This window comes from Haloferula sp. BvORR071, from assembly GCF_000739615.1.
In the GTDB taxonomy this organism is placed as follows: Bacteria; Verrucomicrobiota; Verrucomicrobiia; order Verrucomicrobiales; family Akkermansiaceae; genus Haloferula.
The window spans coordinates 1-25,428 of sequence record NZ_BATP01000005.1 but is presented as its reverse complement, the minus strand read 5'-3'; the positions used below and the strand labels follow the sequence as shown (position 1 = coordinate 25,428).

At 61.3% G+C, this 25,428-nt stretch carries 23 protein-coding genes; 13 read left to right on the top strand and 10 right to left on the bottom strand.

Annotated features, from left to right (window positions below):
* Positions 1 to 180 precede the first annotated feature (180 nt).
* Positions 181 to 4,632: a hypothetical protein gene (locus BV071_RS04120; protein WP_035602627.1), complete on the bottom strand. Its 4,452-nt coding sequence runs from the start codon at positions 4,630 to 4,632 to the stop codon at positions 181 to 183.
* 836 nt (positions 4,633 to 5,468) lie between these two features.
* Here BV071_RS04120 and cyoE point away from each other — a divergent pair.
* Genes cyoE through hisD form a run of 5 tightly spaced genes read left to right on the top strand, consistent with a single transcriptional unit; the run spans position 5,469 to position 9,978 of the window.
* The gene (cyoE, locus tag BV071_RS04115) at positions 5,469 to 6,473 is read left to right on the top strand and encodes a heme o synthase (protein WP_081885777.1); all 1,005 of its coding nucleotides are present in this window, start codon (positions 5,469 to 5,471) and stop codon (positions 6,471 to 6,473) included.
* A 27-nt stretch (positions 6,474 to 6,500) separates the two neighbouring features.
* Positions 6,501 to 7,265, top strand: a complete 765-nt coding sequence (locus BV071_RS04110) for a hypothetical protein (protein ID WP_035602624.1) — start codon at positions 6,501 to 6,503, stop codon at positions 7,263 to 7,265.
* Complete coding sequence (locus tag BV071_RS32470; protein WP_052572870.1) at positions 7,262 to 8,044, top strand: SCO family protein; 783 nt, start codon at positions 7,262 to 7,264, stop codon at positions 8,042 to 8,044. The genes BV071_RS04110 and BV071_RS32470 overlap by 4 nt, the downstream gene beginning before the upstream one ends.
* Before the next feature lie 16 nt (positions 8,045 to 8,060).
* Positions 8,061 to 8,675 carry a DUF420 domain-containing protein gene (locus tag BV071_RS04100; RefSeq protein WP_052572869.1) on the top strand — a complete coding sequence of 205 codons (615 nt, stop codon included), beginning with the start codon at positions 8,061 to 8,063 and terminating at the stop codon, positions 8,673 to 8,675.
* 19 nt (positions 8,676 to 8,694) lie between these two features.
* A complete protein-coding gene (gene hisD, locus BV071_RS04095; protein ID WP_035602621.1) occupies positions 8,695 to 9,978 on the top strand; it encodes a histidinol dehydrogenase in 1,284 nt (427 codons plus the stop codon).
* An 18-nt stretch (positions 9,979 to 9,996) separates the two neighbouring features.
* Here hisD and BV071_RS04090 read toward each other — a convergent pair whose 3' ends face one another.
* The 3 genes from BV071_RS04090 to scpB all read right to left on the bottom strand — a co-directional run bounded on the left by BV071_RS04090 (position 9,997) and on the right by scpB (position 12,684).
* Positions 9,997 to 10,509: a hypothetical protein gene (locus BV071_RS04090; RefSeq protein ID WP_035602619.1), complete on the bottom strand. Its 513-nt coding sequence runs from the start codon at positions 10,507 to 10,509 to the stop codon at positions 9,997 to 9,999.
* Between the two features lie 302 nt (positions 10,510 to 10,811).
* Positions 10,812 to 11,882, bottom strand: a complete 1,071-nt coding sequence (pheA, locus tag BV071_RS04085; protein ID WP_035602616.1) for a prephenate dehydratase — start codon at positions 11,880 to 11,882, stop codon at positions 10,812 to 10,814.
* A 100-nt stretch (positions 11,883 to 11,982) separates the two neighbouring features.
* The gene (gene scpB / locus BV071_RS04080; RefSeq protein WP_052572868.1) at positions 11,983 to 12,684 is read right to left on the bottom strand and encodes an SMC-Scp complex subunit ScpB; all 702 of its coding nucleotides are present in this window, start codon (positions 12,682 to 12,684) and stop codon (positions 11,983 to 11,985) included.
* 249 nt (positions 12,685 to 12,933) lie between these two features.
* Between scpB and BV071_RS32465 the strand changes: the two genes are divergently transcribed.
* The 4 genes from BV071_RS32465 to folE2 all read left to right on the top strand — a co-directional run bounded on the left by BV071_RS32465 (position 12,934) and on the right by folE2 (position 14,896).
* Complete coding sequence (locus BV071_RS32465) at positions 12,934 to 13,572, top strand: TraR/DksA C4-type zinc finger protein (RefSeq protein ID WP_052572867.1); 639 nt, start codon at positions 12,934 to 12,936, stop codon at positions 13,570 to 13,572.
* Positions 13,573 to 13,601: 29 nt separating this feature from the next.
* A complete protein-coding gene (rpmG, locus tag BV071_RS04070; protein ID WP_035602614.1) occupies positions 13,602 to 13,775 on the top strand; it encodes a 50S ribosomal protein L33 in 174 nt (57 codons plus the stop codon).
* A gap of 68 nt (positions 13,776 to 13,843) precedes the next feature.
* Complete coding sequence (gene rpsR, locus BV071_RS04065) at positions 13,844 to 14,029, top strand: 30S ribosomal protein S18 (RefSeq protein WP_265594081.1); 186 nt, start codon at positions 13,844 to 13,846, stop codon at positions 14,027 to 14,029.
* 84 nt (positions 14,030 to 14,113) lie between these two features.
* Positions 14,114 to 14,896, top strand: a complete 783-nt coding sequence (gene folE2 / locus BV071_RS04060; RefSeq protein WP_035602608.1) for a GTP cyclohydrolase FolE2 — start codon at positions 14,114 to 14,116, stop codon at positions 14,894 to 14,896.
* 157 nt (positions 14,897 to 15,053) lie between these two features.
* Here the strand turns inward: folE2 and BV071_RS04055 are convergent, their stop codons facing one another.
* The 4 genes from BV071_RS04055 to BV071_RS04040 form a co-directional block, all read right to left on the bottom strand.
* Positions 15,054 to 15,473: a hypothetical protein gene (locus BV071_RS04055; RefSeq protein WP_035602605.1), complete on the bottom strand. Its 420-nt coding sequence runs from the start codon at positions 15,471 to 15,473 to the stop codon at positions 15,054 to 15,056.
* Between the two features lie 95 nt (positions 15,474 to 15,568).
* Complete coding sequence (gene prfA / locus BV071_RS04050; protein WP_035602602.1) at positions 15,569 to 16,645, bottom strand: peptide chain release factor 1; 1,077 nt, start codon at positions 16,643 to 16,645, stop codon at positions 15,569 to 15,571.
* 87 nt (positions 16,646 to 16,732) lie between these two features.
* The gene (rpsP, locus tag BV071_RS04045; RefSeq protein WP_035602599.1) at positions 16,733 to 16,987 is read right to left on the bottom strand and encodes a 30S ribosomal protein S16; all 255 of its coding nucleotides are present in this window, start codon (positions 16,985 to 16,987) and stop codon (positions 16,733 to 16,735) included.
* Positions 16,988 to 17,086: 99 nt separating this feature from the next.
* Positions 17,087 to 17,593 (bottom strand): hypothetical protein, encoded by a 507-nt coding sequence (locus BV071_RS04040; protein WP_035602596.1) that lies wholly within the window; start codon positions 17,591 to 17,593, stop codon positions 17,087 to 17,089.
* A 98-nt stretch (positions 17,594 to 17,691) separates the two neighbouring features.
* On the opposite strand from BV071_RS04040, the gene BV071_RS04035 reads away from it, so the two are divergent.
* Positions 17,692 to 18,909: an FtsW/RodA/SpoVE family cell cycle protein gene (locus BV071_RS04035; protein ID WP_075090838.1), complete on the top strand. Its 1,218-nt coding sequence runs from the start codon at positions 17,692 to 17,694 to the stop codon at positions 18,907 to 18,909.
* On the opposite strand, the gene moeB is transcribed toward BV071_RS04035, so the two are convergent.
* The gene (gene moeB, locus BV071_RS04030; protein WP_035602593.1) at positions 18,881 to 20,014 is read right to left on the bottom strand and encodes a molybdopterin-synthase adenylyltransferase MoeB; all 1,134 of its coding nucleotides are present in this window, start codon (positions 20,012 to 20,014) and stop codon (positions 18,881 to 18,883) included. The genes BV071_RS04035 and moeB overlap by 29 nt on opposite strands.
* A gap of 49 nt (positions 20,015 to 20,063) precedes the next feature.
* Positions 20,064 to 21,521 (bottom strand): hypothetical protein, encoded by a 1,458-nt coding sequence (locus BV071_RS04025; RefSeq protein ID WP_265594054.1) that lies wholly within the window; start codon positions 21,519 to 21,521, stop codon positions 20,064 to 20,066.
* A 211-nt stretch (positions 21,522 to 21,732) separates the two neighbouring features.
* Here BV071_RS04025 and BV071_RS04020 point away from each other — a divergent pair, with 211 nt between their 5' ends.
* From BV071_RS04020 to trpD, 3 genes are read left to right on the top strand one after another with little or no spacing between them, the layout of a single operon-like run.
* On the top strand, positions 21,733 to 22,314 hold the full coding sequence (locus BV071_RS04020; protein ID WP_035602586.1) for a thioredoxin family protein: 582 nt from the start codon (positions 21,733 to 21,735) through the stop codon (positions 22,312 to 22,314).
* A 60-nt stretch (positions 22,315 to 22,374) separates the two neighbouring features.
* On the top strand, positions 22,375 to 24,285 hold the full coding sequence (locus BV071_RS04015; protein WP_265594053.1) for a sodium:solute symporter family protein: 1,911 nt from the start codon (positions 22,375 to 22,377) through the stop codon (positions 24,283 to 24,285).
* 52 nt (positions 24,286 to 24,337) lie between these two features.
* The gene (trpD, locus tag BV071_RS04010; RefSeq protein WP_035602584.1) at positions 24,338 to 25,384 is read left to right on the top strand and encodes an anthranilate phosphoribosyltransferase; all 1,047 of its coding nucleotides are present in this window, start codon (positions 24,338 to 24,340) and stop codon (positions 25,382 to 25,384) included.
* Positions 25,385 to 25,428: the final 44 nt, after the last annotated feature.

Genomic DNA, 25,428 nt, shown 5'->3' with positions numbered 1-25,428 from the left:
GCACCTCGCAATGGTAGGGCTTAACCCCTGCCAGATTCTTGAATATCTCCCCTATGATCTTGAGCTGGGAGTTGTGATCTGCGCGGGCATCGCGGAAATCGAAAAGACCAGTCACTCACAGAGCGAGACCAAGGCAGCGTGCGAAAGATTATCCAGACCATATGGTCACGGGATCAATCCTTACGGCACGAACCACCGGAAGAACCTCGAACCGGCGTTCAGTGGCCAGGTCAGTTGGTATTCCGCCGCCGCCGGGTCCGGAGATGGAATGTTCTCCCATTCCATCATATCGGAAGAGGTCTGCAGCGTCCATAGGCTGGAACCCGGAGGGCGGCTGACGGTAAGCGGTTGCACGAGGTCTAACACGGGAGGATCGGCCGCGCCTCCCTCACCAGTCAGGTTCAGGGAGGATGTGGGGATGCCGCGTTCGACCGGCCGGAGTTGGGGAGGCAGCAGGGTAAGTGTGGGTAGGGGAAGATTGGGAATGGCATGCCCGATTGCCAGCAGCCAGAGGCTGCCAGGAGCGCGGGGAGGCAGAGTGAAGGCCAAGGCCGTCAGGCTGCCGGTAGGCTGCACCACCACTCCGGTGAGTTCTTGCCAGGCCGCGCCATTGCGAAGCCAGATTTTGGTGCTTTCGGCCCATGACGGGACGATCAATGTCATGGGCTGGGAGATGCCGGTGTTTCCGCCCAGCGTGAACCGCACGGCCCCTGGCTGTACCATATTTTCTGCCGGGAGGCTGGGCACATCAATATTCCGGAGGCCGGTAACACCCGTGATCGGGAAGCCTGCGGGAGCAACGATGGTGATCCACGCGCCTTCATCCGGCACCTGGATCGATGCGACATTGGCCTGGGTTTCATCGGCGATGGTGTCGCCATTCCGGTCGCCCAAGGTAGGGACACCGCGTGGACCGTTACCGGAAGTGATGGGCACCTGTCTTTCCAGTGCATCCGGCAATCCATCGCCGTCACTATCCAAGCCTGATACAACCTTGAAGGAAGGAGAAAATTCGGAGGATCCATCCTGCGTGGTGGCCATCAGTGTGATTGGGGCTCCGGCAAACTGAAGCGTGCCCGTGATCACATACCGATCCGCCGGATCGGAGCCGGTGATGACCGACTTGGTGCCGATGATGGATTTCCCGCCACCTCCCGAGGCCGCGTAGGCGTCGACGCGGACCTGCACTCCACGGGCGAAACTGGAGAGATCAAAGGCGATCAGCGTGTTGGATGCTTGATTGACCGCCGCCACCGGTATCGGCCAATTCTGCAATCCGTTTGGTCCTGAATCTCCATCGCCCTCGTCATTGGCCGTGTGTCCTGAAGCCAGGACAATGCTCTTGGAGCTGCCATTGTCATAGATGAGATTGCCCGCCAGAATTACGCCCGGTGCCGGCGCTTTCATCCGCGTGAAATCGATGCCTGGTCCTTTGTTATAGGCAATTTCGTTGCCCTGTCCCGGGTTCAATCCGCCGATGGTGATGGAAGATGAACCTTGCAGCACGATGCCTGCCTGCTGGTTGGGAATCCCTGAAAGGCCGTCCACGGCAGTGCCGATGCGGTTGCCGAGGATCGCCGTGGTGGTGCCCGTGTCTCCGGCTATAGCGATACCGGTGCCGAAGTTTCCGCTGATCACGTTCCGCTTCGAAAGTACCTCGCCGCCGATGACGGTGCCGCTGGCGAAATTGAGCACCTGGATCGCACTGCCGCCGCCATTCCAACTCCGGCCGTTGGGCACAGGTTGTGCGCCGGAACGGTCGGTGCCGATCCAGTTTCCCTGAATGGAGGTATCCAGGCAGATCTCATTTCCAGGATTCTGGACCGGATCTTTGTAGGTCTGCCTCGGATCGCGACCCACTTGGATGGCTGTGAGCCGGTTGTCCGAGATGACATTGCGTTCGCCCGTGCCAGAGCCGCCGATGCGGTTGCTGTAGCCGGCCAAGAGCTGGATCCCGACGCCATTGTTCGACGCTCCCTCGCCCACTCCGGAATTGTTAAGACCGATCCAGTTTCCCGATATGATGTTGTCATGTGCCCCGAGGGTCACAACAACCCCGCACTCCTCCGAACCGGAAATGATGTTGCGTGCGGAATCCCCGGAGCCTCCGATGCGGTTGTGATGCGCGCCGAAACCAAGGCCGATACCGTTGCCATTGAAGGCTGCCAGATCGGGCAGGTTGCCATCATCCTTGAGCCCAAACCAATTGCCCTGAATATCATTTCCCGCCGCGCCGGGACCGACGAGCACGATCCCCGCATTCCCGCATCCGATGAAGTAGTTGCGCGCACTAACTGTCAGCCCGCCGATTCGGGAGTCGGCCACGTTGCCCAGGAAGATTCCATTGTCGGGTCCTGACTTTGAGGAAAGGGAGCTGCGGCCAAAATGGTTGCCTTCAATGACAATGCCATGGATCACTCCGAGGTCGGCCCGCTGGAGGATGATCCCCGACGTTCCGTCGAGAAATTCATTGCCATCACCAACTCCCGTTCCTCCGAGATGCTGGGGCCCGGTCTCGCAACGGATGGCGATATCCAGTGATATCGGTTCCCCGTCCTCGTTTTGACCGAAGCGGCAGCCCGTGACCTCATTGTCCGGACCAAGAAAATAAAGGCCCGTGTTATTCCGCAAAGGCTGCGAATTGAAGGCAAGGTTGCGCACTTTGCTTTTTGACTGGCCCGTCAATAGGGTCAGCCCCCTCGCCAGCAGGCTCCCATCGATCCCGGTAATCGAACCCGATGGGTTCTTGCCATTGATTTCGCATTCGTCCGGCAGTTGCGGCAGTGGCGATTGGATCTTCACGCTGCGTGCGGTGCCGCCAGGAATGTCAAACTTGATGACCCGGTCGGCCGCCGGAGTCGTCGCGGCATATTGCAAGGCGGACCGCAGCGTGGTCTGCCGCCCGGTCTTTTGCAGATCGATATCGGCGCACTCGTCGCTCACATCGGCATCGCCTTCATCCGTGGCCAGGTTGACGATGATTTCCGGCTTCTTGATGGTAACCGCATCGGAAGTCATGTTGAGGGTCCGGTAGACGGTGGTGGCGTCATTGGAAGGCGTCCCTTTGAGTTCCGCGGAAAAGCGAGCCTCCCCAGAGTGAGTGGCTCGGCACCGCCATCGGTACGTCATCGTGCCACCTGCGGGCAGGGTCCGCGGAGCAGTGGGCGTGGGAGTGCCATTGATGGTCGCATTCCGGTCTCCGGAAATCTCTGGCACGGCCGTCTGCCCAAATCCCAGCACATCGTATTGGGAGCGGCTCTGCACCGTGGCGACCAATTCAAACTCATCTCCCACTTCAACCTCTTTGGGTTCGACGGTAAGGTCCACATCGATCACCGGGTAGCTGAGCACGTAGTCGTCGGTTCCGTCATCCACGCGCTGCCCCACGCAGACAACCGCGCCCTTGTTGTTCACAGGGCCGATCGGAATTAGGGTCGACCATGTCGTCGAAGTGAAACTCCACTGTCTCAGAGACCCGCTCGACCATTGGTAATACACCGTGGACCCGGCGGGGCTGGTGATCTGGTAAAAGAGCAGGCCCCGGTCGTTCGCACAGATAAATTGCGCCTGGCTTCCGGCGGGAGAGAGCCAGTTGAGTCCAGCGGGAAGTCCCCATTTTGCTTTGGGCAGCCAGACGAAGAGCCGACCATCCCGCAGGTTGCCCTCGCCGCCAACACCTCCGGTGAGCGAAGGCAAAACGCCGCAAATCTCCCCGGCAGCCGTGATGTGCTGCGGATAGGCTTGGATGCCGATGATCTGATCAATCAGAAACGGACTTCCCGGGACTGGCCAATAGACGCCCTTCCATTCCAGCTTCCCGCTATTGTCAGGAAGCAAGCGCATCGCCAAGCCGACGGTTTTGCCGGTCCGATTGATATCCGCCTCAATCAGCCGGTCGTCCGGGTAGCCGGAAGGCCCCGCATAATACTGGCGGGTGCCGACTGCGGAGGGCAAGAGGAAGTCCACCAGTTGCACCGGCGAGAGAGCCTGCCATTCCCAATACGAGCCATTGCTCGCATAATTGACGACCTTCGCATGCTGTCGCCGGGAGTTCCCGAGAATATTCCCGCCGGGGTAAATGCGGTCATAGTCGTGGGTTTCCAAGTCAAACTCCAGCCCATTGGAGGCGGATGCCGGGTTATTTACAAAAGACAGCCAGCCTGTCGGGCCGCCGGTCCAGACAGTGGTCCGACTGGTGGTGATCGGGTCCATGCTCAAAGGGCCCGTCACTCCGGGACTCTCAGTCCGGTCGTCCGAGGAAAAGGCCAGCGCCTGGCCGCCAGGCTCAACGGAATAGAACCCGATCCCATGCTGCCTGGCATTGGCATAAGGATAAGGGGTCTGGTCATGCGCTGACAGGGGAGTGCTGTAGGTTGCCGATGGCGTCGTGTAGATGGCCCCGTCATCGAGGGTCCAGCGCCACGCTAGAGCCGTGATGCCGGTCCCTCCCGGGGGCAAGTCGTAGGCGGTGTATGCATAAACGTCCCCTACGTCGGTAAGACCGCCTATGGCATTGGTGGCATACCGGTGATAGGTGGGCGAAAGAAACTCCTCCGCGGTGCCAATCCGTTTCTGCGCGCGGACCTGCCCCGCCGCCGATGGGATCAGGCAGCAAAAAGACAGCGCGGCCATGAAACCAAGCCAGCTCCGTAGAACTCCAGCGACTGCTGGGAATTTACGTTTGAGAGAAGCTCCTGAAACCACCGTAGCGCCCCGGGAAGAGGCCGAATCCGGAAATTTCGGAGCGATATTCATTTTGGGCCCAGCCTAGCACCGTGGACCTCTTTGCCAAGATTTGTGTCGGCGACTTATGGCTTCCTGATTATCAGGTAGATTTTACATCGCACCGACCCGGATCGTAGGAGATACAAAGGCCAGTTCACCGTAGTGGAACCAAATGGGTGATGATGCCATGGTCTCGAAGCGAGACAATGGTTACATAAATATCTGAGCCTCGCTTTATCTAACCATTCATCCTCCAGATGACCGCTAATGAAGGCCTCGCTCGGCAACCCGGGCCGTTCTCGGGCCAAAGCGTTGCGGGATATGCCGAAGATTGTCGAATCACGCTGTCGGATTTCGGCGACCTGCCCATCGTGGCAAATACGCCGACGACTTTGACGTCACTTCCTTTGTCCAGGCACTTGTGAATGGTGGCAATGGGTATGCGGGATTCATTGTCGGCCAGAACTCATTTGGGTATGGAAGGAAATTTTATAGCCGCGATCACTACTATCCCGGCGGCCCGGCCCCCACGCTGGCGATCCAATATACCGTTCCGGAGGCATCGTCTTTTGCCATATTGTCGCTCACAGGTGTCAGCTCCTTGCTGAGACGGAAGCGTCCGGGAGCCTAACGAAGCTCGCGGCACCCCGAGCGGAATCGGCCTGCCATGGCCCGGGGCAAAGCGCCGCTAGATATTTTCCGTGCCTTGCTCGGCGTTCGGCGCTCTCTTTCCGCCGTTCCGGATGAACGACGATTTGCCCAAAGAAGTCCCGCCACCGCCGCCGCCAACAGGCCCGCTGGTGACGAGCTCGCCTGCAGCCGTGCCGGAGGCGGGTGGGGCGGAGAGTCCCGTTGCGGAAGCTGAGGCAGCACCCGGCCTGCGCCGTGACCTGTTGGTGCTGACGAAGATGCGGCTAAACGTCTTCGTCCTGATTACGACTTTCTTTGGCTTCCTGCTGGCGGCGCGTTCCGGCGGGCGGCATTTCGATTTCCTGATGGTGCTCCAAACCTTGCTCGGGACCGCCGCGGCGGCCTTCGGGTCGGCGGCCTTCAATCAGGTGATGGAAGTGGATCTGGATGCGCGGATGAAGCGGACGGCCAACCGCCCGCTGCCCTCGCGGCGAATGGATCCTTTTGTCGCCTTTGCGATCGGCTGGGTCCTCTCCGCAGCCGGGATCATCCATCTTGCGGCGAAGGTCGGCACCGTCCCAGCTTGGCTGGCTGCGGCCACGGTGGCGGTTTACGTCTTCGTCTACACGCCGCTGAAGCGCTTCAGCAGCACCAATACGCTGGTGGGGGCGATCCCCGGGGCGATCCCGCCGATGATCGGCTGGACGGCGGCCGGGGGGCAACTGGATGGGCCGGCATGGTTCCTTTTCTCGCTGCTCTTCCTGTGGCAGCTCCCGCATTTCGTGGCGATCAACTGGCTCTGCCGGGAGGAATACGAGGGTGCCGGGTATAAAATGTGGTCGGACGGCGACGTGAGCGGGCGCCGGAGCGGCTTCCTGGCGGCGATTTTCGCGCTGGGGCTGGCGGCGCTCCCGGTCTGGCCTTGGCTGGCGGGCTGGACGCCCGGCTGGAAGGGCGATATCGCGCTCGGTGGCGGGGTTCTGGCGGGCCTCCTGATGGCGGCCCTGGGCATCCGTTTCATGCGCGATGGCCTGCGGACCTCGTTCCGGCAGCTTTTCTTTTTCACCCTGCTGTATTTGCCCTTGGAGCTTGGATTGCTTGCCATCGCGTGGGCCTAGTCTAGGGTCCGCCGCCTTTGCTCACCCATGAGTACGTCTGCCGAGAAGCTTGAACCCGCCGTGCGTGATCCGCGCAAGTTGCGGAATACGGCGCTGATCCTGATCGCGCTCATCGTTTTGGGCGGGGCGCTGATCCTGATGGCCTATAACAAGGCTGCGAAAAACGCCGCGAAGGACGCCACGCCATCTTACGTTGGCAGGATCGAGAAGAACCTCAAGGTCTGGCGGCAGGACGGCAGCGAGGGCTCGCTGGCTGACATGGAGGGGCAGGTGTATGTGATCGCGCCGGTGCTTTTCAGCAAGCCGGAGGGCTGGCCGCAGACGCGCGAGGTGCTCAAGCGGCTGTCCAAGCACTATGCGGGCAATCCCGATTTCCACATCGTCTGCCTGACGATCGATCCCGATCACGAGACGCCCGAGAAGCTCGGCATCCAGGCCAAGGAACTGGGCGCGGAGCTGCCGCAGTGGTGGCTGGCCGCGACGCGCGAGGAAAGCGTGCACAAGTTCCTGAAGAACGTCCTGAAGATGGAGACCATCCCGTATGTCAAAGACGGAGAATGGATCTATGACGGGACTCTGGTGGTGATCGACCGCGACCGCCACATCCGCAAGGGCACGACCCAAGCGGGCGAGACCCGGAGGAACAATCCGCCCTTCAACTTTGAAAAGGCGGCGAGCTGGGATGCCCAGCACTCGCCCGCCGATGACCCGAACCGCGTGTCCCGCGATTTGGAGAACCTGCTCACGGAGGTCATCGATGGCCTCCTCGCCAAACCTGTTACCAAGCCATGAACGACCGCGGTAAAATCGCCATGATCTACGGCAGCGTCGCCGTGATCTCCGCCGCTTTCATCGGGGGGATGATCTACCTCGGCAAGCAGGTGCCGGAGCAACCGGTGCCGAATTTCACGGAGGTGGGCACGCCGAAGGAGATGCAGTTCTTCCAGATCAAGAACGATCTCAGCGGCGTGAACCAGACCGGCAAGGAAGTGAAGCTTTCCGACCTGAAGGGCAAGGTGTGGGTGGTCACGGAGTTCCTGGCGGTCTGCCCGCACTGCGGGATCCGCAATGGCAAGGACCTCTCGGAGATTTACCACGCCTTCAAGGATCACCCGGATTTCCACATGGTGAATATCTCGGTGGACCCGAAGAACGACACTCGGGAGGTTTTCCAGGATTACGGGAAGGTCTTGGGCGCCGATCCGGAGAAGTGGTGGTTCATGAGTCATCCGGATGAGAAGGAGACGCATGACTATCTGGAGAAGCAGCTTGGTTTCATGGGCGTGCGCCTGCGCAAGGATCCGGTGGACCAGCAGGTGAATGGACGCTTTGCGCACGACATGGGCATCATGCTGGTGGATCGCGAGTGGAACGTGATCGGCAAGTGGCCGCTCTACGACGCGGCCTCCGATGAGGGGCGCAAGCAGGATCCGGAGCTCTACGAGCGCCTCAAGAAAGATATGATGGACCGCATCAAGGCGGAGCTTGAGAAGAACGAGACCGCGCATACTGATGCCGATACCGTGCAGCAGGAAGCGGCCGGAGCGCCCGTGGCGGGGGATAATCGCTAAGCGTGGGATGTCTGCGATGAGCGACGAAAGGAAAGAGTGGCTGTCCCGCGCGCCGCAGGAAGCGCTGTCGAAGAAGCTGGGGATCGTCGCGTGGATTCTCACCGCGGTGGTGCTTGGTTTGGTCGGCCTGATGCGGCAGCCGAATCTGCAGATCCCGTTGCCGGCGGGCTGGTCCTTCGCCTTCCTGCCGCCGGTGCACGCCGTGCTGAACTCACTGGTGGCAGTTTCGCTGCTGGTGGCACTGGTCGCCGTGAAGCAGGGCAAGATCAGCCTGCACCGGAAGGCAATCCTGGTGGCGATGGGGCTCTCGGTGCTCTTCCTGCTCTGCTACGTGGCCTATCATTTCACTACGAGTGAAACGCTTTACGGCGACGTGAACGGTGACCGCATCGTGGACGCCGCGGAAAAGGCGGCAGTCGGCGGCAAGCGGGCGGTTTATCTGATCCTGCTGATCACCCACATTTCGCTGGCGGGGATCAGCTTGCCCTTCATCCTTTTCACCTTCATCTCGGCTTGGACGAACCGCTTTTCCGCACACCGCCGGCTAGCCAAGTGGGTTTTTCCGCTGTGGCTTTACGTGGCGGTCACGGGACCGATCTGCTACCTGATGCTCAAGCCGTACTATCAGTGACGTACTTCCGCTTCCTCTCATGAAGATCCTCAGCTATCGCGACGCCGACTACGAGTCCTTCGTCAAGCGCCTGAACCGCCGCGCGCTGCCGACGCATGACGTGCGCGATCTGGTGGCGGAGATCATCGCGGAAGTGGCCTCGCAGGGGGACAAGGCGCTGGTGGCCTATGCCAAGCGCTTCGACAATGCGGTGCTGAAGGAGAAGCAGCTCTTCGTCACGGCGGAGGAACTGGCCGCGGTGAAGGTCTCGCCGTCCACCCGCAAGGCAGTGGCGGCGAGCTTGAAGAACATCACCGCCTTCGCGAAGCGCGGGCTGCGCAAGGATTGGTCGATGACCAATGCCGAAGGCGCGAGGGTGGGGGAGCGCTTCCAGCCTTTCGACCGCGTGGGTATCTATGTGCCCGGTGGCAAGGCTCCGCTGGTCTCGACCGCGTTGATGACGGCCGGCTTTGCCCGTGCCGCCGGCGTGCCGGAGATCATCGCGGCCACGCCCTGTGGTGCGGATGGCACGATCAACCCCGAGCTGCTCTATGCGCTCAAGGCGTCAGGCGTGACCGAGATTTTGAAGATCGGTGGCGCGCAGGCGATTGCCGCGCTGTCACTGGGCACCAAGACCGTGCGTCCGGTGGACCGGCTCTTCGGACCGGGCAACCGCTTCGTGGTCGAGGCCAAGCGCCAGCTCTTCGGCGCGGTGTCGATCGACCTGTTGCCGGGACCCAGCGAGATCCTGATCATCGCGGACAAGACCGGGAATGCCGACTATATTGCCGCGGACCTGCTCGCGCAGGCGGAGCACGGTGGCGATAGCGTGATCGGTTTCGTGACCGACTCGAAGGCGCTGCTCGGCAAGGTGGTGAAGGCGATCGACCAGCAACTTCAGACCTTGAGCCGCGCCAAGTATCTCAAGGAGGTGCTCAAGCAGGGGACCTTCCTCTTGCAGGTGAAGAGCATGGCCGAGGCGGTGCAGATCTCGAATGACTTCGCCGCGGAGCACGTGTCCCTCATCTGCGCGGAGGAGAAGAAGTGGCTGCCGCAGATCCGCACCGCGGGTGCGATCTATCTCGGCAACGACTCGCCAGTGGCGGTCGGCGACTTCCTCGCCGGACCGAGCCACACCTTGCCGACCGGGGGCAGCGGTCGTTCCTTCTCCGGCCTGCGCGCGGATCAATTCCAGCGCCGCACCAGCATCGTGAAGCTCGACAAGAAGGCGGTGCGGAAGTCACTGCCGGTGGTGCAGGAGTTCGCGCGGATCGAAGGCTTGGATGCGCACGGAAGGTCCACGGCGATCCGGGTCGAGAGGTAGTCTGCTTACGCCAGAGCTTCACTTTCCCTTGTCCTCTGCCTTCGGCGGAGGCTCGGCCAACCAAGCGACGATGCCGGAGTCAACCAGGCTCAGGAAGCAGAGCGCGGAATCGTAGGCATCGACCGAAGGGACGTAGGTTCCATCCGGCCCCTTCTTGAGAAATGCCAGATAACGCCAGGGAGGATTGGCGTAGGTAGTCTTGGTTCCTCTTGAGAGAGGAACCTGCTCCTTGGTGTCGGGGAACTCGACGGAGTTGGGTGAGTTGGGATTTCTGGGGTAGTAGATGTGGCGGATGGAAATCTTGGTCTCCTTGCTCTCGCCTTTGAGCGTGGTGAGGATCTTGGCGGTGGTCAAACGGCCGCTGCCGTAGCGTTCCTCGTCGCGCTCATCCGTTTGGCGGGTGCTTTCATGCTCGATGATCACCACCAGATCGGAGCGTTGCATCAGTTCCTCGAAGGTATAGCTGGGCGCGAACCTGGCGTGGGCGATGGAAAGAAGGGAAAGGAGAAGGCAGGAAATCAGGGTTCTCATGGATGATGAGCTCATGGCTGGACATCGTAGAAAGCCGCTGGGACACGGATTTGCTTGCGATGGAGCCGGGTCTTCGATCCGGGGAGCCTAGCCCCGGGGAATGGGCCTCAATTCTTTGGATGATGAAATCACAGGACTTACATCTTGGGCCGGGCACCGAGAGGTGATGCGTGGACCGCTGCAATCCCTACGGGATCGACGTCTCTAGGCAGACCCTACCGGAGGTGTCGCTGCGCTCAACCCCCGGCTACTCGCGCTGTGATCCCTTCGGGATCGGAGAGGGGTAACTTTGGGGGAAGCGCTCACTCCCCCGCATCCGGATATGACCCCAGCAGCTTCACCATCGAGCAATGCTTCTCGAGTTCTTCGATGCCGTTGCGGACCTCCGCATCCTCGCAGTGGCCGGAGAGGTCGACGTAGAAGATGTATTCCCAGTCCTTCCGCTTGGAGGGGCGGGATTCGATCTTCGACATGTTGACGTGGAATTGATCGAAGGCTTGCAGCGCTCGGACCAGCGAGCCGGGTCGGTCGTGGATCGCGAAGAGGATCGAGGTGCGGTCCTTGCCGGTTGGCGGGCAGGTCTTCTCGCCGATCACCAGGAAGCGCGTGGTATTGGTGGCGCGGTCCTGGATCGATTCCTCAAGCACGTTGAGGCCGTAGATTTCGGCGCCGAGCGGGCTGCCAATGGCGGCCGCGCCCTGCTCGGCATACTCCTTGGCGAGCTGTGCGGCGCGGGTGGTGGAAGAGACTTCGACGAGGTCGGCGTCGGGGAAGTGCTTCAAGATCCAGCCGCGGCACTGGGCGAGGGCCTGCGGGTGGGAGTAGAGAGTCTTGATCTGCTCGCGCGGGATCGAGGCCATCAGGCTGTTTTCGATGCGAAGGAGGATCTGGGCACAGATCTGGAGCGGGGAATCGACGAAGAGATCGAGAGTGTGGGAGACGGCACCTTCAGTGGAATTCTCGATCGGCACCACGCCATAGTCGGCACGGCGGCGGGCGACGTGGTCGAAGACTTCCGAGAAGTTGTGGAGCGGGGTGTAGGCGACCGAGTGACCGAATTTCTTGATGGCCGCTTGATGGGTCCAGGAGCCCTCGGGGCCGAGGTAGGCGATCTTCAGGTCATCCTCCAAGGCCAGTGCCGCGGACATGATCTCGCGGTAGATCGCGCGGATCGACTTCTCCGGCAGGCGGCCCTGGTTGCGCTCGATCAGGCGGCGCAGCAGCGCTTCTTCGCGCTCAGGTGCGTAGATCTGCAGGCCGTCGCGTTTCTTGACCAAGCCGACCTGATGGACGAGTTCCGCGCGGTCAGAGAGAAGGGATAGCAGCTTGCCGTCGATTTCGTCGATCTGCTTGCGGATGTCGTCGAGATTCATGGGATGCCAATGACGAATTCAGAAGGTCTGAATTCCGAATGAAGTGTGGAAAAGAGAGAGCGGGAGGACTGTTAGAAGCAATTCGACATTCGGAAATTCGTCATTCGGCATTTTCCGCCGGCTTTGCATCCGTTGCGCTGAGGGCCAGTTGGGACTCAGCGGCCGCGGTGCTTTCCGCGGGTGCCTCAGGCAGCTTCACGCGGCGCAGCTCGGTGGCGTTCGGCAGATCGTCGATGCTACGGATTCCGAAGTGCTCGTAGAAGAGCTCGGTGGTCTCGTAGAGCAGGGGACGTCCGGGCAGCTCGGCACGGCCGCCGATGCGGACCAGTTCGCGGTCGAGCAGCTTTTGGAGCATGCCGTCGCAGGCTACGCCGCGGACCGCCTCGATGGCGCCCTTGGTGATGGGCTGGCGGTAGGCGATGATCGCCAGGGTTTCCATCGCCGGGCCGCTGAGACGCTCCGGCTTGCGGCCGGGGAAGAGCTGGCGGACGAACTCGCCGTAAGCCGGACGGGTGAAGAGCTTCCAGCCCTTGGCCCGCTCCATCAGGACGAAGGCACGGCCGGTGGTCTCATAGTCGTGGTTGAGCTTGGCGATGGCCACGATCACGGGCTCCGCGGAAATGGCGGCCATACTGGTGAGCCATTCCGGCAGCTCTTCCGGGGTTTCGCCTTCCTCGATCTTACGGGCACGGGAGTCCTCCGCTTCCGCAACCCGGGCGCGGATCAGGCGGGCGAGCTCCTCGGCGGGCAAGGGTTCGTCAGAACCGGTTAGCAGGGCTTCGACAATCGAGGGAAGTTCCATGGCGGGCGGCGGAGCTTAGGCGGCCCGCCTGCCATTTCAAGCGTGCCGAAAGGCAGGAAAAGCCAATGTCCGGAATTCTGCGTTTGAAATTGGCCCTACGTGAATTCCGTCGTTGAAGATATGGGGAGCCGGGTGAACTTTCACCTTGCAGAGCTACCCCTAAGGCGCTAATCGACCGCGCCCGAAATTCCGCACTCCGGAAGCAATCCGGATACCCAAAGCTTTCTGACCCCAGCAGTAATCCCTATCATGGCCGAGAAAAAGCAACCCGCGAAGAAGGCGGCTCCCGCTAAAGTCGAGAAGAAGCCCGCCGCCGCAGCCCCGAAAGCCGAGGCCAAGAAGCCTGCGCCTGCCGCCAAGGCCAAGCCCGAGGTCGAAGAGGAAGTCCCGGCCGTGGTCCAAGTTCCCTCCGGCCCGGTCAAGGTCAGCGGTTTCGCCCTCAAGCAGAAGCAGCGCCTGCTGGATCTGCGCGATGAGCTGGTGGACGCCATGTCCGGCATGACCGGTGAGATTCGCAATGCCCCGGAAGGCAGCGAGGCCTCCGGCAGCGGCATGCACCAAGGGGATGCCGGCAGCGATGCCTACGACCGCGACTTCGCCTTGAGCGTATTGGCCAAGGAACAGGACGCCCTTTACGAGATCGAGCAGGCCCTGCGCCGCATTGACCGCGGCGTTTACGGCGTCTGCGAAATGTCCGGCAAGAGCATCCCGCAGGCGCGCTTGGAGGCGATTCCCTTCGCCCGCCTGACGGTGGAATGCCAGGCCCAGTGGGAGAAGGAATACGGCAATCGCCGCTTCCGTCCGTCCAATGAAGTCGGCTTCGCTGGTGGAAATTATCAAGATGATGACGATTCCGAGACGGTTTCGCTTGACGAGGACGACGACTAAATTAGCGTTCGCGCCCCAACTTCCCGCTAATGCCACGCGAAATTATTATCATCGAATGCACGGAAGCTCGTGCGCTGGGCAAGCCGCCCTCGCGCTACGTGACGACGCGCAATAAGAAGAGCCTGCGTACACCGGGCCGTCTGGAGAAGGTAAAGTTCAATCCTTCCCTGCAACGCCGCACCGTGCACCGCGAACTCCGCTAATCTAGCTTCCCATGTCCGAACCAAAGACCGTCGAGCGCCGGATTCGCTTCCGCAAGTCGAACCGCAAGATGACCACCCGCCGGCACGATATTCCGGCCGGTGACGTGAATTACAAGAATCCCGACCTGCTCTCGAAGTTCACTTCTGAGACCGGCAAGATTCTGCCACGCCGTGTGACCGGCGTTTCCGCCAAGCTGCACCGCAAGATCACGCGCTCCATCAAGCGCTCCCGCGCGGTCAACCTGATGTCCTGAGCGGCACGGGTTTATCTGTAAGCTAAGCTTTAACGGAAGCCTGCCCGAATCCCGGGCGGGCTTCTGTCGTTTCCAAGAACGGCGATGAAGGAACTCAAGGATACGCAGAATGAGCGGGATGATCGCAACCTGGCGATCGATCGCGTGGGCGTGAAGGGCCTGCGCTTCCCTGTGGAGGTCAGTGACAAGGGGGGTACCACCCAGCGCACGGTCGCGACCGTGGCCTTGGCGGTGGACCTGCCGCACCACTACAAGGGCACGCACATGAGCCGCTTCGTGGAAGTGCTGAATTCCCACGGCTCCTGCATTGATGTGCGGACCATGGCGAACCTGCCGCGTGAGTTGCTGAAGCGTCTGGATGCGCGGAAGGCGCACGTGGAATTCCAGTTTCCCTTTTTCCGCTCGAAGCCGGCACCGGTCACGGGGCGCGTCGGCTTGATGGATTATGAGGTGCGCTTTGAGGTCGAAGCCACCAAGGATGGCCCTTGGGATTTCGTGGTGACCGTGATGGTTCCCGTGGCGACGCTCTGCCCTTGCTCCAAGCAGATCAGTGACCGTGGTGCGCACAATCAGCGTGGCGTGGTGACCTACTCCGTGCGCTGCAAAGAGCCGGTGTGGATCGAGGATCTCGTGCAGTTGGTCGAGCGCTCCGCAAGCTGCGAGCTCTACAGCTTGCTCAAGCGGCCGGATGAAAAGGCCGTGACCGAGCGTGCCTACGACAACCCGGTCTTCGTGGAGGACCTGGTGCGCAACGTCGCTTCACGCTCGAACGCCCACGAAGACATCGTGTGGTACAAGGTCGAGGCGGAGAACTTCGAGTCGATCCACAATCACAACGCGTATGCGGTGATTGAGAAGCCGAGGTAGCAGAGGTGGTCCGCACACGCCGTGTGCGGACGAAGCTGCTCTAACGGCGCGTATCGCGATGCTTTTCGGTCCGAAGAGGACGACTCATGGAAGCCCAGCCCGAAGTGCTGGGTAACGCAGCTTCTGGCGTGAACTCATCGCCCCTAACTCAGCGGATTCACATGTAGGCCCAATGCTGCTCCACCTTCACATCTTGGAGGCGGCCATGGGCATCGAAGACGAGAGTTATTTTGGTGTAATATCCGCCCCCTAGGGAGCTGCTTTCATCAATGGAAATCTGGTTCCCGCTGGTGATCGCTTTGGAGAAGCTCTGGGCAAGGATCGTGTCAGCATCGCTCTTTGAGGTCCCTTCTGGAAGCTTCTTCCGAAACCAAGCTTCGATCTCTTTCGTTCGGTTGGGGTAAAGGCCCTCAGGGAAGGATGTATTGAATTCGCCGCGAGGTAGGATCAGAGATTTTCGATGTGGACCTGTCAGCCAGTTCCAAGGGAGTAAGGCCATGGCAAGCAGCAGAATGATCGCCCATTCGAGACGTCCCAATTTGCGTTGCTTCTGCTTTGCTGGCTGCTGCTCAGGCATGGTGCTGTTTGCACCAATGATGCTGCTCCGGAGGGCCTACTTCCTCCAATCGATTCCATTGGTTGAAGCATCGAAGGAAACGATCCCTTGAACGTTTACTTCACCCCCGCCTCGCTCAATCTCTCCGCCATCTCGGCCTTCTGCAGTTCGCCGGTAAGCTCGCTCAAATCCCCGGCCATCACGCCCGAGAGATTGTGGGAGGTGAAGCCGATGCGGTGATCCGTGATCCGGCTTTGCGGGAAGTTGTAAGTGCGGATCTTTTCGGAGCGGTCGCCGGAGCCGATCTGTGCACGACGGTGTGCGCTGTGCTTCTCCTGTTCCTCGCGCAGCTTCATCTCATACAGCCGTGAGCGCATGATCTGGAGGGCGCGCTCCTTGTTCTGGCCTTGAGAGCGGCCATCTTCGCAGCGGACATAGAGACCGGTGGGAAGGTGGAAGACCTGCACTGCGGATTCGGTCCGGTTCACGTGCTGGCCACCGGCGCCGCCCGCGCGGCAGACTTCGATCCGCAGGTCGTCGGGCTTGAGTTCGACGTCGACTTCTTCCGCCTCAGGCATGACGGCGACGGTCACGGTGGAGGTGTGAATGCGCCCTTGGGTCTCGGTGGCGGGCACGCGTTGCACGCGGTGCACACCTGACTCGTACTTCAAAATGCGAAAGACTTCATCGCCAGTCACCCGCAGGAAGACTTCCTTGAAGCCGCCGACTTCGGAAGGGCTGCTGGAAAGGTGCTCGGTCTTCCAGCCGCGGCCTTCCGCGTAGCGCTGGTAGAGTCGCAGTAGTTCCGCGGCGAAGAGCGAGGCCTCATCGCCACCGGCTCCTGCGCGGATTTCGACGATCGCGTCGCGATCCTCGTTCGGATCAGCAGGGAGCAGTGCGTACTGGATCTCCTCGGTGAGTTTGGGGATCTCCACCAGCAGGGCGGGGATTTCCTCCTTCGCGATCTCCGCCAGTTCGGCGTCATCGCCGCGGGACAGTTCCTCGTTCTCCTCGAGCTGGCGCTTGGCGGTTTCCAGTCGATCCCACAGCTCAAGGGTCTCCTTGATCCGGCGGTGCTCGCGCACGATCTCACCGGCCTTCTTCGGATTATTGAAGAAGGAAGCGTCCGCCATCATATCGTCGATCTCGCCTGCACGGCGGCGGCGTTGGGCGATCAGGGCGGAGTAGTCCATGGATGAAGAATGGAGCGGGGGATGAGGGTACGAAAAAGCCGCAGCTCCGAGAGAGCTGCGGCCGTAAAAAGATCAGGGGCTGGCGAACTAAGCCTTGGAGGCTGCAGTGCGGGCCTTGCGGATGATGCTGTTCACGGTCTCGGAGACCTGAGCGCCGACGCCAACCCACTTGTCGGCCTTTTCGAGGTCAACGGTGTAGTTGACGCCTTCCTTGCCCGGATCGTAGGTGCCGACTTGCTCAATGTAACGACCATCGCGGCGCTTGCGGCTGTCGACGGCAACGATCTTGTAGTAGGGACGGTCCTTGGTTCCCTGGCGGTTGAGGCGTAGTGCGACGGCCATGTGCGTGAATTCGTTCGAGAAAAGACTCCGCCGGGTGGCGGGGCGGGGAAGCTGAACGAGCCTCCGTGTCTTGCCAAGCAGAATCTCCGGCCAATTTCATCAATTTCTGGGAGTCTCCCGCCATTTGGCCCCGGACATCTTCCATTTTCCTTCCTCCTTCGCCCAAGTCATCTCCAAATGCTGGATCCCGTCGACCGGCCGCTCTTGGTTCGGCATCTCGATCAGGGCGTCGATGGTGGCGTTCACCGTGGCTTCGTCTCCGGAGACGGTCACGTCCTCCACTTTCAGGTCCTGGACGGTGGCACTGCGGCAGGCGGTGGCCACCCAGCTATAGAGGCTGGAGACTTCTTCCCGGGTCTTGGGCTCGTCTTCGTCGCCGAGAGAGGCGGCGTTTGGCCCCTTGAAGCTGATCTTCTTGGTCAGAAAGGGCACCAGGGCCTCGCCGCGGGTGCCGCGGCCGATGGGGCTCATATCCCCCGGGATATTCGCAGCCTCGAACAGGCTCGCCACCCGCCGGGCGATGACTCGCTCCGGCCGATTCCACCACCAGGCGAAGGCGGCGGCAACGATGAGCAGGATGACAATAGGGACCAAACGGCGGCGCATGAGGCGAAGCTTTGCGGGGTTTCAGGAGATTCGCAAGAAGCTTGCGGGACCCGGCTTGTCAGTTCGGGCGATCCCGCTATGATCCGGCACGTCGCCCAATGACCCCGCTTTTCCGGAAATTACTCGGCCTGAACTGGCCGTTGATCCTGACCATGTATGGCCTGCTGGCCTTCGGGGTTTTCTGTATCGAAAGCGCGGCCCGGCACCTGCCAAACGGCGGGGCTTGGTATGCCGAGCGGCAAAGGATGTGGATCTTGGTCGGCTCGGTCATCTACTTCAGCACCGCCCTCATCGACTACCGCTGGTATCGCTGGGTCGGACTGCCCGTTTGGATTGTGGGCTTGGGCTTGATGACGAAGGTCAACGACGTCGCACAGGTCGACTTCGGCTCCTTTTCTTTCCAGCCGGCCCAGATCGTTCTGGCTGGGGGGCTTTTGCTTACCGCGTGGCTGCTGCAGGATCTGCCTCGTCTCGGTCGCCTGATTCCCAAGATCGGCTGGCTCCTGGAGGAACCTTTTCTCAAGACCGCGATCATCGGAGTGATTTCCGGAATTTCCTTCCTGGTGGTGATGAAGATGGGCGACATGGGCTCCGCGATTGTGTGGCTGCCCTTGGCCGGTGTCTCGCTGCTGGTTGCTGGGGTTCCGTTCCGTTACCTGTCGAGCCTTGCCTTGCTGGGGGTGGCGTTGGTTCCCATCGCCTACTTTATCGCCCTGCCAGCGGTCTCAAAGCGCGGTCCCGAGCGTATTGAGACCTACCTCAACATGCTGCATGGCCATGAGGAGAAGGTGGACATCCTTGCCGAAGGCTACGCCGCCCACCGTGTTTCCGTGGCCGTCGGCAAGGCCGGTTGGCTGGGCACCGGCTGGATGGCGGATGTCAGCCGGGGGTCTCTCCATGCCAAGGGCTTCATTCCCCAGAAAACGGCCCACAATGACTACATTTTCGCGGTGATCGCGGAGGAGCAGGGCTTCCGCGGCAGTCTGCTGCTGCTGAGCTCCTTCGCTCTATTGCTGGTGCTATGTCTTTTCATCGGCACCTATGCCCGGGATCCGCTGGGGCGACTGCTGGTCGGGGGTGCGGTCTCGATCCTCTTCGCGCACATTTTCGAGAACATCGGCATGTGTGTGCTGCTGATGCCGATTACCGGGATTCCGCTGCCACTGATCAGCTACTCCGGCACCTTCGTGGTGATTTGTATGTTCCTGCTCGGCCTGGTGCAAAGTGTCTGGGTGCACCGCGATGCCGGGCGCGTGGTCGAGGAAGAACCGGCAGCCGCGCCGGTGATCATCGGTCCAGCGCGTTCCATGCGTTGATGCCACCGGCGACATTCACCGCGCGGGGCACGCCGGCCTCGCGCAGGAATTTCACCGCGCGGGAGGAGCGGCCGCCGGAACGGCAATGGACCAGCACTTCGCGGTCGGCCGGGATCTCCGCAAGACGTTGCGACAAGGTGGCCAAAGGGATCAGGCGGGCACCAGGGATGGTGCCTTCCGCTTCCTCCTCCGGCTGGCGGACATCGACGATGAAAAGGTCTTCTCCGGCGTCGATACGGGTGGCCAGATCGGCGGCGCTGATTTCGGCGATGTCTTGGTCGGGCAGCTCGCAGGAGGCGCTGGCGGTGGTCTCGGTATTGCTCACGGAGCGGATCGATGGGGCATCCCCGCACAGGCGGCAAGCCGGATCGCGCCGCAAACGCAAGGTCCGGAAGCTGGTGGCCAGCGCGTCGTAGCAAAGGAGCTTGCCCAGGGGCGGCTCGCCGATGCCCAGCATGAGCTTGATCGTCTCCATGGCTTGCAGCGAGCCGATCACCCCGGGCAGCACCCCGAGCACGCCCGCTTCTTCACAAGAGGGGGCTGAACCGGGGGCTGGCAGACCCGGGAGCATGCAGCGGTAACAGGGGCCGTCGAGGTGCGGGGCGAAGACGGTCACCTGGCCATCGAAGCGGAAGATCGAGCCGTAGACACAAGGCTTCTTCAGGAAGAAGCAGGCGTCATTCGAAAGGAAGCGGGTGGGGAAGTTGTCGCAGCCGTCCAGCACCACGTCGTAGCGGGAGACGAGATCGAGCGCGTTCTCCGGGGTGAAGCGGACCGGGTGCAGATCGAGGACGACGTGTGGGTTCACCTCGCGGATCCGGGCGGCAGCGCTCTCGAGCTTGGACTTACCGACCCAGGATTCGCCGTGCAGGATCTGCCGCTGAAGATTCGAGCGGTCCACCGTATCCGGATCGATCAGGCCGATCCGGCCGACGCCTGCTGCGGCTAAGTAGAGAGCTGCGGGAGAGCCCAGGCCGCCGGTGCCGATCATCAGCACCGAGGAGGCCTTCAGCTTGCGCTGGCCTTCGACTCCGACGCCCGGCACGGAAAGGTGGCGGGCATAGCGGCGGATTTCTTCGGTGGACAGCTCAGGCAGCTCAGGCATCGCGCCGTGAAAATAGCGGGCCCCACGCCGATGGCAACCGATAGGAGTTCTACGGCGTCGTGGCCGTCAGTCGCAGGAAGATCTGCGGAGTGGTGCTTACGGGCAGGCTATAGACCTGCTCGGGCGACACGCCGGTATTCGTCAGTGGCAGCCAGCTGTCAGTCGCGAGCGTGCTGCTCCATTCCACGCCGTGGAGAACGCCGCTGATCCCTGCGGGCGGGGTGAAGCGGATGGTGAGCTGGTCCCCGATGCGCTCCGGCACGGGCAACTGACCGGCGCTATTTTGCTTCGGATCCAGGCCGAAGGCGAACTCGATGAGGTTGGCGATTCCGTCGCCGTCGTAGTCATCCTCATCCGAGGTCCCGTAGGGAACACCGCCGAATTGAACTTGCCGCCAGGCCTCAAGTGTCATGCCGCGTTGCACATTGAAGCTCACGTAGGCCAGACGATCCGTGCCGAAGGGCGTCTTGGTGAGCAGTTCCATGGTCCAGAGGCCATCCGAATTGAAGACCGAGTCATAGTTGCTGAGGATGATGCTGCGATTGACCGGGACGGCGCCATTGATCACGACGCTGGAGCCGGGAATCGTGGTGCCCGTGAAGTTGAGCTTTGGCGTGCCCTTGTAAACCTGTGCCCAGGTCGTGGAGCTGGGATAGAGGTCGGTCAGTTGAAAGGTAAGCTGCGGCAGGTTCGCGCCGAGGTTCTGACCTGCGGTAAATCCGCTGATGCTGCCATTGGCCACCGGCCACACTTGGACGAACTGAGAGTCGATGATGGCCGGGGCAGACTGATAGCCCTCCAAGGAAAGGATGGTGAAGCGCTCTTCGCCGCGCACCTTACTGGGGTCCGCGCCTGGGATCAAAGTCGCCGGAATGGACAAGGTTGTCACGCCGTTGGACGTGATGTTGCTTTGGGAAAGAAGAGTGGCCAGCTCTCGGTTGAGCGGATTTCCCGTGCCGCTCGCGCCATAAGATTGCACGTGCCGTTGCAGCGTGACCCCCTTCAAGGTTTCCGGAACCTCGGGATCGGAAATGAGGTTATGGATATCGATATCCACGAAAATCGGCCGGTCCGCGCGGGTTCTCCGCACCGTGGGATAGGGATCCTCCGTGCGGATGCTCACCGCAGCAAGGGGTAGATAGGCTCCAACGGTGGTGGTGTCTAACAGGTATTCGGTAGGCGGCGTGGTTGCCTTGACCGCCCGCAATTCAAAGGTGGAGCCGGTCACATCGAGGGAGAGCGGGGATAGGGTCTTTCCCTCGCGCTCTACCGGAAAGTCCCAGTTAAAACCGCTCCACAATTGCTTCTGCCGGATGTAAAACGTGTAGACGGCGGAGTTTGCATTCTCCGGCAGCGTGATAGTCCAAGCTACTAGCGGTTTGCTGCCTGGCTGAACTACAATCGGTGTCGCGCTTATTCCTCCGACCAGAAACGGTGGAGCCGCCGGCGGAGGCGGCGCGGATTTCCCAGTCAGTGACAGTGCGATCGAGAGGAATGTCAGCAACATCGACAAGGTGCGCTTGGCAAGAGGGTGCGCGTTACAAGCGCTCCGGCGATCCGCCGGCGGAGAGGAGATTGACATGTTAGGGTGCGGGTGAGCGCCGGAGCTTAATATTTAACATCTTCGGGTAAAGGCGATTGGTCGGAGGCAGGCACGAGGAAAAATTCCCGGAGGGGCTTTGTCTTGACCCGTCCGCTCAATCCGGAAAGGGAATGTCATGGCAGAAGTCCATTCCACCTTTACCCTCCGCCCCGGCGATGCCGCGCCCGAGTTCCAATTGCCCGCGCCGGATGAGAGCATGCATGACTTGCACGGGTTGCGGGGGCATGAGGGGCTGCTGGTGGTCTTCGCCTGCAATCACTGTCCCTATGTGATCCATTTGGCCGCTGCGCTGGGCTCCTTGGCTGCGGAGATCGAGTCCCACGGGGTGAATACGGTGGCGATCAGCTCGAATGACATCGAGAAATACCCCCAGGACGCGCCGGAGCGAATGGCGACCTTCGCGGCAGAGCACTGCTGGGACTTTCCCTACCTCTTCGACGAGACGCAGGAGGTGGCGAAGGCCTACGGGGCCGCCTGCACGCCGGACTTCTTCCTCTTCGACCGCGAGCTGCGGCTCTACTACGCGGGGCAATTCGACGGCACCCGGCCGAAAAGCGGCCAGACACCGACCGGTGACGATTTGCGCGCTGCGGTGACCGATATGCTGGCAGGCAAGGAGCCTCCGGCCCGGCCATTTCCCAGCAGTGGCTGTAACATCAAGTGGCGGGCTGGCAGCGAACCGCCGTATTTTGCCTGAAACCTTTCGCTTTTTACCATTGCCGGGCCGGGGACGGCTCGGCTAACAAGCCTGTCACACATGGCTCACGCTTTCCTCCTGAACCCAGCGCTCCTTGCAGCTATCGAGCTGAAGACGCTCGACTGGGTGATCATCATCGCCTCGATCTTGGTTTGCTTCGTCCCGGCCTTGTTTGTCGGAAAGAAATCGGGGGAGAGCACGTCCGAGTTCTTCGCTTCCGGTCGATCGGTACCATGGTGGCTCGCTGGTCTTTCGATGGTGGCGACCACCTTCTCGTCGGACACGCCGAACTGGGTGACGGAGCAGGTGCGGAAATTCGGCGTGGCCGGCAACTGGCAGTGGTGGGCTTTCGTGCTGACCGGGGTTTCGACGGTGTTCTTCTTCGCCCGCCTGTGGCGTCGCTCGGGGGTCATGACCGACCTTGAGTTCTACGAGCTCCGCTATTCCGGCAAGGCGGCCTCGGTGGTGCGGGGTTTCCGCGCCGTCTATCTGGGCCTGTTCTTCAACTGCTTCATCATGGGCATGGTGACGCTGGCGGCCTGCAAGATCGCCAACATCCTCTTCGACATGCCCTATTGGCAGACCATCGTGATCTGCGGCGTGCTCAACGTCGTCTTCGCCGCCCACTCCGGTCTGTGGGGCGTGCTGATCATCGACATGGTGCAGTTCTTCATCAAGATGACCGCCGTTTTCGCCGCTGCCTACTTCTCGCTCAGGGAAGTGGCCAAGCGCACGGGGGTGGGGGAGACCGCCTTTGCAGGGCTTCAGGAGCTGGTCTCCACTCTGAGCAAGCAGCAGGTGGTGATGCCCGCGGAGGCGGGAGCGCAACCGGTGATGAGTGCCATCGATGGCAGCGGCCAGCCGATCCTCAATATCCTGCCGAACTTCGACATGTGGAGCCTCGCGCTGATGATCTTCATCGTCCCGATCGCCATCGGCTGGTGGGCCAACTGGTATCCCGGTGCGGAGCCTGGCGGCGGCAGCTACATCGCCCAGCGGATGCTGGCTTCGAAGTCGGAAAAGGACTCCCTCGGTGGCACCTTGTTCTTCAATATCGCTCACTACGTGCTGCGCCCGTGGCCGTGGATCATCACCGCGCTCTGCTCGATCATCATCTATCCGGACCTCGCTTCGATTAAGGCAGCTTTCCCGACTGCCGATCAGGGGCTGATCGGCCATGACAGCGCCTTCCCGGCGATGCTGAAATTCCTGCCCGTGGGCTTCATGGGCCTGATGGTCGGCGGCCTGATCGCGGCCAATTCCTCGACCATTCTAACGCACCTGAACTGGGGCGCTTCCTACCTGGTTCATGATTTCTATCGCCGCTTCATCAATCCTACGGGCAGCGAGAAGCACTACGTGGGCGTAGGCCGCATCTGCACGCTGCTACTCTACGTCATCGCAGCCTTGCTCAGCACGGTGATGTCCTCGGCGCAAGAGGCCTTCCAGATCCTGCTCCAGATTGGAGCCGGCACCGGCCTGCTCTACATGCTGCGCTGGTTCTGGTGGCGCATCAACGCTTGGTGCGAGATCGTCGCCATGATCAGCTCCTTCCTGATTGCGGTCGGTTTCTTCATCGCCAAGAAGAACGGACTGGAAATGGGCTTCGCCAAGGAAATCATCATTGGTGTTTCCCTGACTTCCGTCACTTGGCTCGTCGCCGCCTTCGTCGCTCCTCAAACCGACCGCGCAACCCTGCTGTCCTTCTTCAAAAAAGTGCAGCCCGCCGGTCCCGGCTGGGATGCCATCCGCCGCGAGGCGGGCGTGCCGGAGAGCACCGTGAAGGAATCCGGCGACCACATGGGCCTCGCCACCCTCGGCTGGGTTTCCGGTTGCACGGTGATCTGGTCCTCGCTTTTCGCGATCGGCAAGTTCCTCTACGGGGAAATGACGATGGCATGGATTCTGACCGGGGTCTTTGTGGTGAGCGGCATCGTCTTGCTCCAAGTGATCCGCAAGCTCTGGACATGATGGATTGCGGGGGTATAGGATACCCGCCGGGTTGGGCAGACCCGCGGGAACCATGGACGCGCTGATTCACCATCTGGAACGGAAAGAGGAACTTTCACCGCGGGAGATCCAGGTTGCAGCCGAGCTCTTGCTCGACCCGAACGCTCCGGACGAAAAAAAGGCCTCGCTGCTGGAGAATCTGTCCCGCAAGGGCGAGACACCGGCCGAGATCGCTGGCTTCGTCGAGGCCTTCCTGGAGCACGCGGTGGACCCGCACGTCGGACTGTTGGACCTCGAGGGCCCGACGATCGACGTCTGCGGGACCGGTGGCGATAAGTTGAATCTCTTCAATGTCTCCACCACGGCGATGTTCGTGGTGGCGGCGACTGGCGCGGTGGTGCTCAAGCACGGAAACCGCGGCATCACCTCCAAGAGCGGTGGTGCCGATGTGCTGGAGTCGCTGGGCATCCGCATTGATCTGCCTGCGGAGGGCTTCCGCGACTGCTTGGAGAAGGCGGGCGTCGGTTTCCTCTTCGCGCCGGCCTATCATCCGGCCTTCAAGGCGGTCGCGAGTGTCCGCAAACAGCTCGCGGAAAAAGGTGTGCGCACGATCTTCAACAAGATCGGGCCGCTGATGAATCCGGCCAAGCCGCAGTGCCAATTGGTGGGTGTGGTCGAGCGTGAGATGTGCCCGGCCTTCGCGGAGATCCTCCAGCGTCTCGGACGCGAGAGCGCATGGGTGGTGCATGGTACCACCGGTGATGGCCGCTCGGTCGATGAATTGAGCCTCTTGGGCTCCACCCGCATCTGCAAAGCCGGCGCCTATCAGGATTTGGAAGACGAAGAAGTGCGCCCGCGCGACTTCGGCATGAAGCATGCCGAGGTCGAGGAGCTGCAAGGCGGCGATGCCGAGGTGAATGCGGCGATCCTGGAAGCGATTCTCTCCGGCAAGGAAACCGGACCGAAGCGCGACATGGTGCTGCTGAATGCCGGTGCCGCGATCGCGTGCTGTGGTCTCGCCGATGATGTGGGCGATGGCATCGAGATCTCGCGCAAGCTGATCAATGATGGCAGCGCGCTGGATCGGCTGCGCTTGTTGCAGGATGCGGCGAAGCGCTGAGCGGAAGCTCGGGCTTTCATGTAGGCTGTTTGTCTGTAGTTTTA

Bases quoted from the DNA above. Each gene is read 5' to 3' on its own strand.
- BV071_RS04110 (WP_035602624.1), top strand. From the start codon at position 6,501: ATGAGTACGTCTGCCGAGAAGCTTGAACCCGCCGTGCGTGATCCGCGC.
- BV071_RS04100 (WP_052572869.1), top strand. From the start codon at position 8,061: ATGAGCGACGAAAGGAAAGAGTGGCTGTCCCGCGCGCCGCAGGAAGCG.
- BV071_RS04040 (WP_035602596.1), bottom strand. From the start codon at position 17,593: ATGCGCCGCCGTTTGGTCCCTATTGTCATCCTGCTCATCGTTGCCGCC.
- pheA (WP_035602616.1), bottom strand. From the start codon at position 11,882: ATGAATCTCGACGACATCCGCAAGCAGATCGACGAAATCGACGGCAAG.
- BV071_RS04120 (WP_035602627.1), bottom strand. From the start codon at position 4,632: ATGGCCGCGCTGTCTTTTTGCTGCCTGATCCCATCGGCGGCGGGGCAG.
- BV071_RS32465 (WP_052572867.1), top strand. From the start codon at position 12,934: ATGGCCGAGAAAAAGCAACCCGCGAAGAAGGCGGCTCCCGCTAAAGTC.
- BV071_RS04090 (WP_035602619.1), bottom strand. From the start codon at position 10,509: ATGAGAACCCTGATTTCCTGCCTTCTCCTTTCCCTTCTTTCCATCGCC.
- hisD (WP_035602621.1), top strand. From the start codon at position 8,695: ATGAAGATCCTCAGCTATCGCGACGCCGACTACGAGTCCTTCGTCAAG.
- BV071_RS04025 (WP_265594054.1), bottom strand. From the start codon at position 21,521: ATGTTGCTGACATTCCTCTCGATCGCACTGTCACTGACTGGGAAATCC.
- BV071_RS04015 (WP_265594053.1), top strand. From the start codon at position 22,375: ATGGCTCACGCTTTCCTCCTGAACCCAGCGCTCCTTGCAGCTATCGAG.
- BV071_RS04055 (WP_035602605.1), bottom strand. From the start codon at position 15,473: ATGCCTGAGCAGCAGCCAGCAAAGCAGAAGCAACGCAAATTGGGACGT.
- scpB (WP_052572868.1), bottom strand. From the start codon at position 12,684: ATGGAACTTCCCTCGATTGTCGAAGCCCTGCTAACCGGTTCTGACGAA.
- BV071_RS04020 (WP_035602586.1), top strand. From the start codon at position 21,733: ATGGCAGAAGTCCATTCCACCTTTACCCTCCGCCCCGGCGATGCCGCG.
- rpmG (WP_035602614.1), top strand. From the start codon at position 13,602: ATGCCACGCGAAATTATTATCATCGAATGCACGGAAGCTCGTGCGCTG.
- BV071_RS32470 (WP_052572870.1), top strand. From the start codon at position 7,262: ATGAACGACCGCGGTAAAATCGCCATGATCTACGGCAGCGTCGCCGTG.
- rpsR (WP_265594081.1), top strand. From the start codon at position 13,844: ATGACCACCCGCCGGCACGATATTCCGGCCGGTGACGTGAATTACAAG.
- rpsP (WP_035602599.1), bottom strand. From the start codon at position 16,987: ATGGCCGTCGCACTACGCCTCAACCGCCAGGGAACCAAGGACCGTCCC.
- moeB (WP_035602593.1), bottom strand. From the start codon at position 20,014: ATGCCTGAGCTGCCTGAGCTGTCCACCGAAGAAATCCGCCGCTATGCC.
- trpD (WP_035602584.1), top strand. From the start codon at position 24,338: ATGGACGCGCTGATTCACCATCTGGAACGGAAAGAGGAACTTTCACCG.
- folE2 (WP_035602608.1), top strand. From the start codon at position 14,114: ATGAAGGAACTCAAGGATACGCAGAATGAGCGGGATGATCGCAACCTG.
- prfA (WP_035602602.1), bottom strand. From the start codon at position 16,645: ATGGACTACTCCGCCCTGATCGCCCAACGCCGCCGCCGTGCAGGCGAG.
- BV071_RS04035 (WP_075090838.1), top strand. From the start codon at position 17,692: ATGACCCCGCTTTTCCGGAAATTACTCGGCCTGAACTGGCCGTTGATC.
- cyoE (WP_081885777.1), top strand. From the start codon at position 5,469: ATGAACGACGATTTGCCCAAAGAAGTCCCGCCACCGCCGCCGCCAACA.